This is a genomic window from Chthonomonas sp. (assembly GCF_035294165.1).
Classification (GTDB): domain Bacteria; phylum Armatimonadota; class Chthonomonadetes; order Chthonomonadales; family Chthonomonadaceae; genus Chthonomonas.
This window is the reverse complement of sequence record NZ_DATGLN010000113.1, coordinates 20,660-34,851: the sequence shown is the minus strand read 5'-3', so window position 1 is coordinate 34,851 and position 14,192 is coordinate 20,660. Positions and strand designations below refer to the sequence as shown.

General features: G+C 55.8%; 13 protein-coding genes and 2 tRNA genes. 5 read left to right on the top strand and 10 right to left on the bottom strand.

Features of this window, described 5'->3' with window-relative positions; all coding sequences use genetic code 11:
* Positions 1–70: 70 nt before the first annotated feature.
* The 4 genes from VKV29_RS05770 (at position 71) to VKV29_RS05755 (ending at position 5,045) form a co-directional block, all read left to right on the top strand.
* The gene (locus VKV29_RS05770) at positions 71–2,077 is read left to right on the top strand and encodes an Rne/Rng family ribonuclease (RefSeq protein WP_324200353.1); all 2,007 of its coding nucleotides are present in this window, start codon (positions 71–73) and stop codon (positions 2,075–2,077) included.
* A gap of 7 nt (positions 2,078–2,084) precedes the next feature.
* The gene (locus VKV29_RS05765; protein WP_324200352.1) at positions 2,085–3,173 is read left to right on the top strand and encodes an NAD(P)/FAD-dependent oxidoreductase; all 1,089 of its coding nucleotides are present in this window, start codon (positions 2,085–2,087) and stop codon (positions 3,171–3,173) included.
* Positions 3,174–3,201: 28 nt separating this feature from the next.
* Positions 3,202–4,215, top strand: a complete 1,014-nt coding sequence (ruvB, locus tag VKV29_RS05760) for a Holliday junction branch migration DNA helicase RuvB (protein ID WP_343217345.1) — start codon at positions 3,202–3,204, stop codon at positions 4,213–4,215.
* Positions 4,216–4,352: 137 nt separating this feature from the next.
* Positions 4,353–5,045 carry a Crp/Fnr family transcriptional regulator gene (locus VKV29_RS05755; RefSeq protein WP_324200350.1) on the top strand — a complete coding sequence of 231 codons (693 nt, stop codon included), beginning with the start codon at positions 4,353–4,355 and terminating at the stop codon, positions 5,043–5,045.
* A 175-nt stretch (positions 5,046–5,220) separates the two neighbouring features.
* On the opposite strand, the gene VKV29_RS05750 is transcribed toward VKV29_RS05755, so the two are convergent.
* From VKV29_RS05750 to VKV29_RS05735, 4 genes are read right to left on the bottom strand one after another with little or no spacing between them, the layout of a single operon-like run.
* Positions 5,221–6,594: a HAMP domain-containing sensor histidine kinase gene (locus VKV29_RS05750; protein ID WP_324200349.1), complete on the bottom strand. Its 1,374-nt coding sequence runs from the start codon at positions 6,592–6,594 to the stop codon at positions 5,221–5,223.
* A 38-nt stretch (positions 6,595–6,632) separates the two neighbouring features.
* Positions 6,633–7,805, bottom strand: a complete 1,173-nt coding sequence (gene hpnI, locus VKV29_RS05745) for a bacteriohopanetetrol glucosamine biosynthesis glycosyltransferase HpnI (protein WP_324200348.1) — start codon at positions 7,803–7,805, stop codon at positions 6,633–6,635.
* The gene (locus VKV29_RS05740; RefSeq protein WP_324200347.1) at positions 7,802–8,182 is read right to left on the bottom strand and encodes an EamA family transporter; all 381 of its coding nucleotides are present in this window, start codon (positions 8,180–8,182) and stop codon (positions 7,802–7,804) included. Before VKV29_RS05740 ends, hpnI begins: the two co-directional genes overlap by 4 nt.
* Positions 8,179–9,138 carry an inositol monophosphatase family protein gene (locus VKV29_RS05735; RefSeq protein ID WP_324200346.1) on the bottom strand — a complete coding sequence of 320 codons (960 nt, stop codon included), beginning with the start codon at positions 9,136–9,138 and terminating at the stop codon, positions 8,179–8,181. The genes VKV29_RS05740 and VKV29_RS05735 overlap by 4 nt, the downstream gene beginning before the upstream one ends.
* Before the next feature lie 101 nt (positions 9,139–9,239).
* On the opposite strand from VKV29_RS05735, the gene VKV29_RS05730 reads away from it, so the two are divergent.
* Positions 9,240–10,406, top strand: coding sequence for an FAD-dependent oxidoreductase (locus tag VKV29_RS05730; protein WP_324200345.1), 1,167 nt, complete (start codon positions 9,240–9,242; stop codon positions 10,404–10,406).
* Positions 10,407–10,420: 14 nt separating this feature from the next.
* Here the strand turns inward: VKV29_RS05730 and VKV29_RS05725 are convergent, their stop codons facing one another.
* The 6 genes from VKV29_RS05725 to VKV29_RS05700 form a co-directional block, all read right to left on the bottom strand.
* Positions 10,421–11,197: a phytanoyl-CoA dioxygenase family protein gene (locus tag VKV29_RS05725; RefSeq protein ID WP_324200344.1), complete on the bottom strand. Its 777-nt coding sequence runs from the start codon at positions 11,195–11,197 to the stop codon at positions 10,421–10,423.
* Positions 11,198–11,268: 71 nt separating this feature from the next.
* Positions 11,269–11,340 (bottom strand) — tRNA-Gly (locus tag VKV29_RS05720).
* Between the two features lie 26 nt (positions 11,341–11,366).
* Positions 11,367–11,447, bottom strand: a tRNA-Leu gene (locus VKV29_RS05715).
* Between the two features lie 206 nt (positions 11,448–11,653).
* Positions 11,654–11,884 carry a hypothetical protein gene (locus VKV29_RS05710; RefSeq protein WP_324200343.1) on the bottom strand — a complete coding sequence of 77 codons (231 nt, stop codon included), beginning with the start codon at positions 11,882–11,884 and terminating at the stop codon, positions 11,654–11,656.
* A gap of 26 nt (positions 11,885–11,910) precedes the next feature.
* On the bottom strand, positions 11,911–12,861 hold the full coding sequence (locus VKV29_RS05705) for a DUF1559 domain-containing protein (protein WP_324200342.1): 951 nt from the start codon (positions 12,859–12,861) through the stop codon (positions 11,911–11,913).
* A gap of 1 nt (position 12,862) precedes the next feature.
* Positions 12,863–14,050, bottom strand: coding sequence for a GntR family transcriptional regulator (locus VKV29_RS05700; RefSeq protein ID WP_324200341.1), 1,188 nt, complete (start codon positions 14,048–14,050; stop codon positions 12,863–12,865).
* Positions 14,051–14,192 lie beyond the last annotated feature (142 nt).

Genomic DNA, 14,192 nt, shown 5'->3' with positions numbered 1-14,192 from the left:
GGGATAGAAGTTTGTATGCTAGAATCGTAGTAGGATTTCAGGTGTTTTTGCCGGAGAAAGGAGTTGACGGTTGGTCAAAGAGATCATCGTGAATGTGGGAGAAAGAGAAACACGCATTGCTGTTTTGGAAGATGGCAAGCTAATGGAACTGCAGATAGAGCGCTCCGAGCGTTTGGTAGGTAGCCTCTATAAGTGCCGTGTGATGAACGTTCTGCCCGGCATGGATGCTGCCTTCGTGGATATAGGGCTGGAACGCAACGCCTTTCTTTATGTGGGCGATGTGCTGCCGAATAGAGTTATGGGGCAGGAGCCTCAAGCGCTTGCCGGGGAGAAGACCCAGGTGGCTGCCGAGTTTCCCTCAGGGGCGCAAGAGGCCATTCTTCCCATTGGGCTTGCCGAGGTCGCAAACGGCGAGACGGACGTGATAGACGCAGATATGGATGCGGAGGCGTTAGAGGAGGACGAGGATACGGAGAGAGCGCAGAGCACAACCGAGGAGATCATCCAGGAGGCTTTAGAGACCGCCGAGGCCGAAGAGGAAGCTGCCGAGGAGGAGCCGGAGGCGACCTCGCGCGTGCGATGGCGCCCGCGTCGCATCTTTCGGCGCTCGACGTTACGGCGACAAAGCATCAGCGATGTGCTTAAGGTAGGGCAGGAGCTTTTGGTACAGGTTATTAAGGGGCCGCGCAGCACAAAAGGTGCCCGTGTTTCCACACGCATTACCCTGCCGGGACGGTATGTGGTGCTTATGCCCGGTGCCGAGTTGCTGGGTGTGTCCCGTAAGATCGAAGACTCTAAAGAGCGAGAACGCCTGAAACGCATTGGAGAGAAGCTGCGCCGCCCCGGCTTTGGGCTGATTGTGCGCACCGAGGCAGAGGATAAAACGGAAGCCGAACTCGAGGCCGACCTGCAGTTTTTGTTGCAAAGTTGGCAGCAGATACAGCAGCGCGCTCAAGAGGTGGAGGCACCCGCCTTGGTGATGCAAGACCTAACCCTGCTCTATAAAACCATTCGCGATATTTTTAGCTCTGATGTGCAGCGCCTGGTGATAGATGACCCGGCGGAATACGAGAAGGCCAACGCGTTGTTGGAGCGCATCTCGCCTAAGCTCATCGGGCGTGTGCAGCTTTACGATGGCGCCCAGCCCATCTTCGACTACTACAAAATCGAGGAGCAGATCGAAAGGAACCTGAGGCGTAAGGTCTACCTTAAGTCCGGCGGCTCCTTAGTGATTGACGAAACGGAGGCGTTGACCGTTATAGATGTGAACACGAGTAAAAACGTGGGTGGAAGCAGCCTTGCCGAAACGATATTCAAGACGAACTTAGAGGCGGCCGAGGAGATAGCACGGCAACTGCGCCTACGTGACATCGGCGGGATCATCGTCATAGATTTTATTGATATGAGCAACCCGCGCGATAGGATGGCAGTGGTGAAAGCTTTGGAGGCTGCGCTGAAGAGAGATCGCTCGCGCACGAAGGTTTCCCCTATGAGCCGTTTAGGGCTTGTGGAGATGACCCGTAAGCGCACGGCAGACAACCTTCTGAACTTTCTGAGCGAAGAGTGCCCGCTTTGCAAGGGGCGCGGCCACCTGCCCTCGGCGGAAAGCGTGTCGTTGGAGGTGGAGCGAGACCTAAGGCGCATGGTGGCCGACCCGAAGTATGCAAAGAAGGAGGCTTTTCGCATTACCTGCCATCCCGATGTGGCCGAGTTTTTGATCGGGCCGGATGGAGCGACGGTAGAGGAGATGGAGCGTGAGCTAGAGAAAGCACTTTATATTCGGGCATCGGAGGAGGCGGTCGTCGAAAAGTATCTCATCGAGGCCGGAGAGATCGCCTCTTTTGAGAAGAGCCGTGCCGGAATCAAGCGAGCGCAGATTGTGGAGTGTCGCATCCGTCGCTCTTTGCTGAAGGAGGGCAATCATTGCATCGGGTGGGCCGATGGGCAGATGCTCGATCTCGACGATGGGTATCGGTTCATTGGGCAGCGAGCAAAAGCGCGTATTCTGCTGGTGCGGCGCTCGTATGCCATGGCACAACTGATCCCCGGCACAAATCGCCCCATAGAAGAGAAGTAGACAAGATATGACAACCGTTGCCATTATCGGAGCCGGTATTGCGGGGTTAAGTACAGCGCAGGCCTTACTGCATCGTTCCGAAGGAATTCGGGTGCAGATTTACGAAAAAAGTCGAGGGATAGGTGGGCGTGTAGCTACCAGGCGCATTGAAGGATGCATTGTAGACCATGGTGCCCAGAACATCAAGACGACGGAGCCAGCCTTCCTTAACATGCTGCTGGCGGAGCTAGATACGACAGACCTCGTTCCGATAGCGGCACCCGTGCGGATTTGGCGTGCCGATGGCGAAATCCTGCCGCCTGACCCCATCCATGAAACGATCGGCAAATACGCCTATCGTTACGGCCTAACAACCTTGGCGAAACTCCTTTGGGCGCGTTTGCCCAAAGAGCGAGCCGCGCTGCATTTGGAGACACCGGTGGCACGGCTAGCAGAAGAGGGGGAAGAAGTGGTCTTAAAGGATGGGGAGGGGCATGAGCTTACACGGGCCGATTTCGCGGTGCTTACCGCACCGCTTCCACAATCGGCGAGCTTGTTGGCGGAAAGTGCGCTCTGGATGCGGGCGACCCAGCAGACGCTCGACAGGGTGCGTGCGCTGCGGGAGGTGGAGTATGCGCCCTGCCTGTCCGTGCTTTTGGGCTACGAGCCGGGGCTACCGGAACCTCCTGCCTATGCGCTTTTAGCGGAAGACCGTTCTGAGACGCTGCTGTGGCTGGCATTTGAGCACCTTAAAGCCCCGGAGCGCGCGCCGAACGGAGAGAGCCTGTTAATTGCCCAGTGGGGGCCGGCGATGAGTAAGGTCTGCTTCGAAGAGGCGGAAGAGATGGTGGTGGGAAGAACGCTGAACGAGCTGAAACGACTGTTTGGGGAAACCTATGAACGCCCGCTGTGGACGCAGGTGAAGCGTTGGCGCTACTCTCAACCGCGGGGCATGATGCCTTTTGAGATGATCAATCCGCCTGCGGTCGATTCTTTGATCTATGTGGCCGGGGATGGAACCCGTCCGGAGGGTGGGCGCATCCATCAGGCCTATCTATCTGGAGTGGAAACGGCAGAAGCCATCCTCGCCCGAATAGGAGAGCACAACGTTGCGTAAGAAAGAGGATAGCCGCTTTATTAGCCCGATGGAGCTGCCTGAAGATACGGCGGAGCTTTCGTTGCGCCCACGCTTTTTGCGCGAGATGATCGGCCAGCAGAAGATCAAACAGAACTTGGCCATTGCCATTGAGGCCGCACGCGAACGCGGTGAGGCGCTCGATCATGTGTTGCTGTACGGGCCTCCCGGTTTGGGCAAGACGACGCTGAGCCATATTATCGCCAACGAGATGGGGGTCCCCATTCATACCACCTCCGGCCCTGCCCTAGAAAAGCCGGGCGATTTGGCAGCGATATTGACATCGCTGGAGGATCAGAGCGTCTTCTTTATTGACGAAATCCACCGGTTGAGCCGTGTGGTGGAAGAGGTGCTGTATTCGGCTATGGAGGATTTTCGGCTCGATGTGGTGATAGGGCAGGGGCCTTCGGCACGCACGATTGCTCTTAACATTCCGCCGTTTACGCTTGTGGGCGCCACGACACGAGCGGGGCTGATCTCCTCCCCCATGCGAAGCCGCTTCGGCATTCACTGCAGTTTCGAGTTTTACACGCAGGAGGAGCTAACGACCATTGTTTTACGCTCCGCAGAAATCCTCAACGTGGCGATTGAGGAGGAGGGCGCCGAGGAGATCGCGCGACGTGCGCGGGGAACGCCGAGAATCGCCAATAGGCTTTTGCGGCGGGTGCGCGACTACGCTCAGGTGCGAGCGGACGGGGTGGTGACGCGAGAGGTTGCCATCCGTGCCCTGCAGCTGCTTGAGATTGACGCCCTCGGTCTGGATCAGTTCGATAGAAGGTTATTAACGGCGATTGTCGAAAAGTTTGATGGGGGACCGGTGGGACTTGAAACGCTGGCAGCGATGCTGGGAGAGGAGCGCGATACCATTGAAGACCTCTACGAGCCTTATCTCATGCAACTCGGCTTCTTGAACCGCACGAGCCGAGGACGTGCCGTGACAAGGGCCGCTTGCGAACATCTAGGGCTGCCCTATCCCGCAAAGCGGGAGGGTGAACACGAAGAAGGGCAGGGTCAGCTTTTCTAACTGTACATAGAATCCACGCGCTGTTGTGCTCTTTTTCGTAACAGGGCGACAGAACGACATAACAAATTCCAGATAGATACTAAGAAGAGATTAGGGTCAATCTATTAGCAACGGATGGATTGTGAGGGTCACTGCCAATGATAGATATGGCACTGCTAAGGAATCTCTCCCTTTTTAATGAGGTGGCGGAAGACCTGCTACAGCGCGTGGCTTACGAAGCTCACATACGGAGCTTTACTGCCGGTCACTACGTGCTGTTTCAAGGGGATACCGGCGATGCGCTCTACCTTATCCTACATGGAACGGTGAAGGTTTTTCTCAACTTGGCGGATGGTAGCGAGGTTTTTCTGGCGCTGTTAGGCACCGGCGACGTGTTCGGGGAGATGAGCCTAATAGACGCCTCCGGGCGCTCGGCCAACGTGCTGACACGCGAGAATACCCAATTGCTTATTATGGAGCAATCGCTTTTTAACCATTTGCTCGATAGAAGCCCCAGCTTCGGAAGGAATATGCTTCGGCTGCTTGCGAGGAGATTGCGCATGACCAATGCCCGCATTCGCGCTCACTGCACACTCGATATTTACGGCATGGTGGCCTTTCAACTGCTTGAGTTCGCCGATCTCTACGGTGAAAAATATTCCGATGGAACCGTCTATATTCCCGTTCGTTTAACACAAACCGACCTTGCCCAGCTTGTGGGGGCTTCGCGTGAGCGGGTGAATCAGGTGATGGTGGCCTACCGAAAAACGAAGATTCTTAAGGTAGATAGCGACTATCGTATCACGATCTATAAGCCCGAAGAACTCCGTAAGCGCACTCTTCAAAGTTAGGAGTTCGCCATAGTAGGAGTAGGCCTTGTGCCTACCCTAATTTTTTACAGCCTACCCTCCTGTGTGTGAAATCGGCCTTCAGGGAAAGATGCCGTGCGCAGTACCATGAGCCTTGAGGGGAAGGGCGTCGGCCTTGAGGGGGTAGGGCTTCAGTGAAGCAGGAATCAAACCTGTCCTATTGGAGTGTGGTCTGAGCAACAGGTTCCATCGGGAGGTCAAGCCAAAAGCGGGCTCCTTTGCCTAGCTCGCTCTCCACGCCCACGCGCCCACCGTGGATATCGGCCACGTTTTTTACGAAACGGGTTCCAATGCCGGTGCCTCCTGGAGTGGTGGAGATGGTGGCTGAGGTGAAGAGGGACCTCCTTACCTGTTCCGTCATGCCGGGGCCGTCGTCTTCCACCTCGATGCGACAATAGGTTTTATTCGGTGCCTTGTCATCGGAAACAACGCGCGTGCGTACCACGATGTGGAACGGACGCAGTTCAATCTGTTTTTTGCGGACGGCCGCATCTATGGCACCTAGGGCGTTGTTCACAAGATTGTAAAGGGCACGTCCCACGAGGCGTCTATCGAAGCGAAACGGTGGCACGTCCTCCAGTCCCTCGTAAGAGATGGTCACTTGGCGATTTCTGGCGATGACCTGCAGGCGTTTCAGACGCTCTTTGATGATCTCACCAACAGAAAGCTCCTCAAAATAGGCCGCTTGCGTTCCTTTCACATAGTCCGCAATTTCTGAGACCATCTCTCGGATGTCGGTACAACTATCTTGAATGGAGCTTTCCGCCTCCGGTATCCACTCCTTCAACGGCGCCACCACATCTTGCAGGCGCTGTGCAAGTGCCGGTGCCTGTTCCTGTAGCGCCTGATGAATCTGGTCAAGCTCATAGAACATGGGGTTAAGGAAGGCCTCAACGGTGGTTTGAACGATGCCTTGAATGGGTGTGAGGGCGTTTTTGATGTCGTGCCCAAGGTCGCCGATGGCGCGTGTAACGGCGGCCAGCTCCGCCTCTTTCGCAAGGCGGGCGTTGGCGATGACTGTGGCGGCCAAGCTGGCTACAATTTCTAGCAGGGCGATATCCTCTTGTGTAAACTCGTCCTCGCGTTTATTGAGCACCTGCAGTACCCCGATCGGGGTGCTGCCTAGCGTTTTCATCGGCACCGTTAGAATCGTTTGCGTATGGTAGCCGGTTACGACATCGAAAGCCGGGTTGTAGCGTTCTTGGTTGGTGTTGGTGAGTCGGGCATGGCCGGTGCGAAAGACAAGGGCAGCTCTTCCATCCAGATCGGTTTCCGGATCGATCTCTTGGCCTATAAGCTCCTCTTTTCCAATCACATGGCGAAAAACGAGGCGTCGGCGCTCCGGCTCGTAAAGCAAAAGGGAGCCGGCATCGGCCTCAACGGTATCGAGTGCTACGCGCAGCGTTTCGCGTAGTAACTCCTCTACATCGTTCTTCGCGGCGAGCGCGGCGCAGATTTCCTGCACCGCCTCGAGCTGCTTCTGGTAGATGCGTGCTGCATCGGGCGGCATCGGCACGTCTGAATCGGGCATAGCTCTCTCCTATCGGCCTTCTTCGACTTAAAATAGATTTAGATACGTTCCAGCTTTCCTCCTGCCTGCAGACGAAAACGCTCTCCACGCCACTGCACACGATTTCCGCACCAGCTAGCCACATAGATGGCGAAGCTAACAAGGTCGCTTACCGGCAACAGATACCATCTTTTTCGAGGGGCCGGATCGTCACTTAGGCTGGATACGATAAAGACGGTGAGCAAGCGCACCATCAGAATGCCGCAAACAATGGCCGCGATTTTATCTAGAGGCGATTGTGTTAGTGCCCATAGCAGTGAAAGAGCGAATCCGTGTGTGATAAGAGAGCCGGCATAGCCTATTGGGCGATAGGCACGCACGGTGCGCGCCCAGCGGAGCCGACGTGACCACATCTCTTTAAAGGCGATGGGGCCTAGGACATCGTCCACCATGTAGTTGGCGATCACCACTTCATAGCCGGCTTGGCGCACTTTTTGGCCAAGCAGAAAGTCGTCGGCTATTTCGTCAAGCAAAGGCTGCAGGCCGCCGATGCGTTCGAGCACGGTTTTGGGAATGGCAATGGTCGAGCCGAAAGCGAAACCAACGCCCTCCAGCATTCGGCTAACGAGGGCACTGGGTATGAAGTCGGCACCGATGCCCAGCGCCTCTAGCTGTGCGGCAAAGGAGTGCGCGAAAGCGCCCCGATAGGGGCAGGTTACCAGCCCAACGCTACGTTGGAAATTGTCGCTTAAGAAGGGGGCGGAGATGGCGCGCAGATAGTCGGGGCCTACGCGCATATCGCTGTCTGCAATGACAAGCAACTCGTGTTCGACAAAAGGCAGCAGAGCAAGGAGGTTAGCGACTTTGCGGTTGTTGCCCTGCAGTTTGTTAGGGCTATTGAGAACGACTCGTATGTTATGCTGTGGATAGCGTTTTTTGAGATCGGCTGCCACAGCTAGAGCCGGATCATCGGAATCGTAAGCGGTAAAAAGAATCTGGAAACGGTGCAGAGGATAGTCCTGTTCGATGAAACTACGGAAGTTCTCTTCGGCATAGGGGTCTATGCCACACACCGGTTTGAGGATGGAGATGCCAAGGTCGGGCGTCTGGGTTGGAGGAATAGCAGCACGGCGCCATTGCCATGCGGCCACAACGGTAAGATAGGCATAAACAAGGTAGCCTAGGAGGCAGGCATCGAGAAGGAGCCTTGCCAACAGGATCGCCTCTCTCATTTCCCGCTTGCCTCGCCTAGACCTACAAGGATCACACCGGTAACAATCGCGGCATATCCTAACCATTTCAGCAGCCCGACATGCTCTCTGAGGAAGGTCGTTGCCAAAAGCCCCCCTAAGGGGTAAGAGAGCGCGGTTATCGGTAGCACAAAGCTGAAGGGAGCCAGCTTAAGAGCCCACATATAAAGAAAGAAGTAGGCCGCCATAAAGGTGGTGCCGACGATAACCCAGTGATTATGGACGATGGCACCGATCTGATGCCATAGGGTGCCATCGCCGATCTGTTTCATGCCTCGTGAGAGCATCGCCTCGCCGAAACTGATCGCGAACACGGCGATGAATGTAATGAAGGCAGCCTTCCACTTTAGCGGGCTCATTGGTTTAAGCTTTCTCTGCGCAAGCGTGCAAAGCCCTCCTCTACAGCCTCTAAAAGGCGGGCGTGGAGTGTGGGGTTCGATGCGGCGATCAGCGATCCGAAGTTGGCCTCGGAGGTATCTAAAAGCTTCCAGTCGTCAAGGCCGCGTCCCCAGGCATCCGAAAGAACGCAGCCGGCCTCTTGCGCAATGAGCGCAGCGGCGGCCACGTCGTAGCCGTAGAGCGACAGGGGACGCCCTCCTCCATAACGGGCAAACGCCTCGCGGGTTTGTGGAAAGTCCTTCAGAAGCCGATTGCGAACATCCACCACGCCGGCCAGTTGGCCCGTCAGGAGGCGTGTTAGCTCGTAGGCGCTGCTGTTGAGAATGAAGAAGCCGCCCTTTAAGGTGGTCTGGCTGGCCATATCCGAGACGGCACGGAAGACGAGATCGAGAGGAGCCCCAACCACCTCCAACGTCCAGGCCATGTTGGCGATTTCGGTGGTGGGTGAAAGCATTGGAAGCACCTCTTGCCCGACCCCATTAAGAATGCATGCGCCTCCGCCGCGCTCGGCGGAAAAGAGATAGCTTCCCTTTATTTCGGCGATGGCGGCGTAGCGTACATCGGAGAGCGTAGGGGCTTCGCAATAGTCGGCCCAAGCTACGGAGACCACACAAGCCTCTAAACCGGCGATGGCGCTGCGTGTGCCATCAATAGGGTCAATAATGAGAATGCCTTCGGGCGTGCGATCGGGAAACGGGTGCACAAGGCCTCTATCTTCGGAATAGTAGGCCACATTTATGTTGTGCTCACGCAGAAACTGCTCAACGGCGGCTTCCGCAATGTCGTCTATATCGAAGGTGGCGTCGCCGCTAGACGCGGTGCCTGTCACCTTGCGAGCGCGCCAAGTGCCGAGGTTGGGGTAGACGGCAGCTTTTACATGAGCTGCTAACGCTCGAATCGTCTCTTGTGGGGTCATCGTTCCTCAATCATGGTGTTTAGAGTGCCTATTCAGGATACCCGCTTCAGAACCGGAATAGGAAATCGGTATAATGCCTAAAAAAGGATACCGGCAGTAGCATGGCAGAGACGGCAGATGTGGTGATCATCGGTGCCGGCGTCATCGGGGCTAGTGTAGCGCACCATTTGATGGCGCAGAAGGCGGGAAAGGTGGTTTTGCTAGAGGCCCAGGAACGTCCTGGACTAGGTTCTACGCGCTATGCAACGGGCGGTTACCGTGCACAGTTCAGTACGACCATCAATGTAAAGCTTTCGTTGTTGTCGCGAGAAAAGCTACGCTCCTTTCAGGAGGAAACCGGCGTCGCTTCGGGCTATAGTCCTTGCGGGTATCTTTTTTTGGCGCGACGGCCGGAACAGATGGAGACGCTTCGCCAAGCGATGGCCGTGCAGCAAGCGGCAGGTCTGTCCGAAGTACGCGAGGTGGATGTAGAGGAGATACACGCGATCAATCCTTGGGTAAACACCGAGGATATTGTTGGCGGCACCTTTTGCCCTACCGATGGTTTCACACGGCCCCTTCAGATTCACGAGGGCTATCTACGTTCGGCGGTAAGAAGTGGGGCATCTCTACTGTGCGGTAGGCAAGTTGTTGAAATACAGACCGATGGCGGGAGCAGGGTGCGCACCGTTCGTACCCAGCAGGAGACCATCGAGACGCGCGTTGTGGTGAATGCGGCGGGCGCTTGGGCAGGTGAGGTAGCGGCGATAGCAGGTGTTGCCCTGCCGGTTTGGCCTGTAAGGCGTCAGGTGGCTATAAGCGTAGAGCAGTCCGTTTTACCCGACACGATGCCGATGACGATTGATGTGGAGGATGGGTTTCACTTGAGGGTGCGGGATGGCCGCGTCTTGCTGTTATGGCCGGCAAAGACACCGGGTCGTTATCCCTACGATGTCTCGTTCCGGGAGGAATGGTTGCAGGGCATAAGAGCGAGGATGAATCATCGGGTGCCGGTGTTGCAGCCCATTGCCCTCGATAGAGAGGCCTGTTACTGTGGCCTCTATGAGATGTCTCCGGACAAGCATGTGGTGTTGGGAGAGGCTCCGCGCTTAAAGGGGTTTTATCTTGTAAACGGTTCGTCTGGCCATGGGGTGATGCACGCGCCCATTTTAGGCCAGCTTATGGCGGAGATGATCCTTTTCGGCCAAGCACGCACATTGGATGTTCACGCTCTGCGCCCCACACGTTTTGTGGAAAGCGATCTCAACCCGGAGACCGGCATCCTATAGGGCCTATTGAAGAATTAGGACTCAATGGGCGGATGAAAATCTATGGCAGAGGCGGGTGCCAGGAGAAGCTTTTGGCGCGGGGTGAGGTTTTCCCAAAAGTGTGGAGGAAAGGGTACCTGTTCGGGGGCGGTGTAGGTTTGTTGGCTCCAGGCGAGCATGCAGGGCGCATATTTGTAGAATAGGGTGCGCCGCGTTCCCGGCCCTTTCCAGGGCAACGTTCCATGCAGCAACGCTTCTGTGAAGATGACGCAGTCTCCGGCTTTGCACGGAATCTGTTCGACGATAGGAGAGGAACGTTCTAAAGTTTTGATATCCGGCGGGCAGGGAAAGTTGCTTTTATGGCTGCCTGCAACGACGGCGAAACCGCCGGCTCCGGGGGGCACATCGGTAAGAGACCACGCAACGACCGTGAGGCCACATCGAATCTGGCCATTATCGCAGCGATAGTAGTGACAAGGATCGAAGGGAACCGTGTGTGGGCCATGGAGTTTTAGGCCTTTATGGCCTGGTTCCAGAAAGATAGCGTAGTCGTGGTCGAGGCGAAAGCGATCCCCTAGAATTTCCCGCAGGATGGGCAGCACGCGCGGATGATCCATCAGGTTCTGAAACAGCGGGTGCCAGGTAATAGGGTTTTCGACATGCTTATTAGCCGTTTGACCTCGCCAGTGCGGGTCGCGTTCGGCTTGGGCATCTATCCAGGCGTTCATTTGGCGCACGGTTTCGGCTTCTAGCACTTGTGGCAGAACCAGATAGCCTCTTAAGTCGAAAAGAAAGCGTTCTTCCTCGTTCATGGCCTCTCTCCTAAGGTGCGCCGTTTTGGCAAAAAATGCAAATGCCCCTCACGCAGCGCATGAGGGGCAAGAGCGGGAGACGAGTTTCGAACTCGCGACCTCTTCCTTGGCAAGGAAGCGCTCTACCACTGAGCTACTCCCGCATACAAATCGCTAAGCGTAGAGCCAATGGGCAAGAGGGGAGTTGAACCCCTACGCCTTTCGGCACCGGAACCTAAATCCGGCGTGTCTACCATTCCACCACTCGCCCATGGGATTTCGGTTTACGGAACACCACCGTTCACCTCAAGGGCACTTTTATTATAGCAAGATGCGGGGTTATCTGTCAAGTGGGTGGTTGAGCGGCTATGGGGTTAAGCATTGAAAAAAAGCCTCCCGCTGCCAAAAGGCAGCGAGAGGAAACGCATTGCATTTAGGCTCTCGGAGTGAGATGATGAAGCAAGAGGGTTGATTTAATTAATAGCCGATTCCTCCTCCCGCTTCCCCTTTGCTCGTTAAGGGAGGTGGTTTTGTATGCGGGTACATATGCTGTACGGTAGGAGGTTTCACGGCTTTAGGGCCGGGCGGTGGCGCTGCCGTAATGGTTGGATTATGCGAACAACCGCCAACTAGCAGCAGGAGCAATGGAAAAAGGCCCAGACGCCACTTCTGCACGGCTCTTTTTAATGCTCTTGTCTCTGAGTCCATGTTTATTCTCCGCGGACGGAAGCACATTACATATCGCTTCCTTCTTTGTTAAGCGACCACAGATATTGGCTGAGATCGGTAATTTGAACATTACCGTCGGGGATGCCACGGTACCAGTTAGTTCCTGCGGCGAGGGCTCCTGGAGTAAGCCATTTGGTGTGCCCATCGCAGAAGGCCACGTTACCCCCTTGGCTATGTCGGGGGTCGAACATATTGGTATCTGTGATCTGCGCCCCATTGGGGCCACCGAGTCCACAAGCCTCACCATCGCCGAAGTCGCAAGCGCCCCATGCATCAAGCCCGCAAGCGAGAGAATTTGCCCCATAGTCGGCCGGAGAGTCGACAAGATCGCTAGGGTAGAAAGCGCCTGTTGCCCCGCCGGAAAGGATGACGTCCGGTTTGGCGTCGGTTATTAACACCGTGCTGGCCGGCTCTTCTATGCGGGCAATATTAACAGGAAACCCCCAAACCTGACTGGCCGTCGGCAACACTTGATGGGGATCGCAGCCGGGGTCTGGCTGAAGATAGTCGAGGTTCATGGCATAGGTAACGAAGTAGGATGACCACTGATCGCTCGAATTGGTGGGGTTGGCCGACCATTGATGGTAGAAGTCGGCTTCAAGATCGGGGCAATGAAAGATGGAGTTGCCTCGACAGAGCGGGGATTTGACATAAGGCTCGATGGTTTGCGGCCAATCGAGTCGGGCGGCAATGCTTCCGCCACAGAAGAAGGAGACACGGTTGGTGAGGCTTAGGTCGCAGTTATGGGCTGGCACCATCGTCTCATCGTAATCTTCCTCATACTGGAGGATACCAAGCGTGATCTGCTTCATGTTGGAGAGGCAGGTGATCTGACGGGCCTTCTCGCGGGCTTGGGCGAAAACCGGGAAGAGGATAGCCGCTAATATTGCTATTATAGCAATAACCACGAGAAGCTCTATGAGGGTAAAACCCGTCCATGATCGTTTCGTTTTCATGCTATTTGCTCCTTTCCTTATCGCTAGGAATGTTAAAACGGCGTTTTGTAGGCACAGTAGAGGTAGATTGGTAGATAGCAATCGGAGCTTCAAGGAGCACATGTTGCCAAGTGCCGTCTGAGCCTACCTTCATTCGACGCAAAAGCACCTCCACGGCGCGTGTGCCCATGCTTTCAAAGGGCTGATTGGCCGTGGTGAGGGTGCAGCCATGGGGGCTCCAACGTTCCGTTCCATCGAATCCGGCCAAAGCGACATCGTCGGGCACACAGACGCCAAGTTTGCGAAGGGCGGAGTGGGTTCTCTGGGCAACAAGATCGTTGACGGCAAAGAAGGCCGTTGGTGGGTCGGGGCGTTGAAGAAGCGAGCGGATGAGAGGAAGAAGCCCTTCTGAAGGATTATCTTCTGGCGAGCCGGGGTCTCTACAGACCAGTTCCGGTCGGTAGGGGATGCCGGCCAGTTCGAGGGCACGGCGATAACCCTGATGGCGTTCTTCCACCGTGGAGGCCGTATCGAGGTTGGAGATGTGGGCGATGACCCGATGCCCTCGTGAGAGGAGGTGGCGCACGATGTTTTCGGCGGCATGAATGTTATCCACGCCCACATAGTCGGCATCGAAGCCTTCGGGAGGGCGCCGGTCAATAAACACCATGGGGATGCCGGCCTCCCGAACCTGCTGAAGGGCGGCGATATTTTCGGTGCCACCGAGGTACCAGAGGATGATGCCGGCGATGTCCCGATCTTCCCGCATGCGCTGTAGAAAGAGCCGTTCTGCACGGCGGATGGAGGGCCAGTCCGACTCGACGGGGGTTTCCGTAATCAGGCGAAAATGGGCTTCGTCAAGCGATTTACGGATGCCGCGCACGATCATTGCATAGGCGGGGTCGCCGGGAGTGGGCCAAAGCCAAAGGCCGATGTTGAAACGCCTTGTGGCGGCGTTGGACAGAGAAGGTGTGGTAGCAACAGGTGTTTGAACGATAGGCCGGCACTTAGCCGAACGCACGAGCAGCCGGCGCTTTTCGAGTTCATGAATGGCGGCGCGCACGACGATGCGGCTAACGCCGAACTCTTGGGCGATTTCGCGTTCTGCCGGCAGCCATTGACCAGCAAGGTACACCCCGGCACGTATACGATTTTCCAGGGTGTCCGCGATATGTTGAGCAGATGGTGAGAGCGTGCGTTTACGCGCCACGTAGGCAAGTTCCTATTATTCTAGTCTTTCTATAATTATACCAAATATTCCAGAATATGTCAAGATGCCTCAGCATCAAAAAAGATAAACCTGCATGTCTTGTATTTTCTAGTATTTTTGGTTTTAATCTGTGATTCAAGCG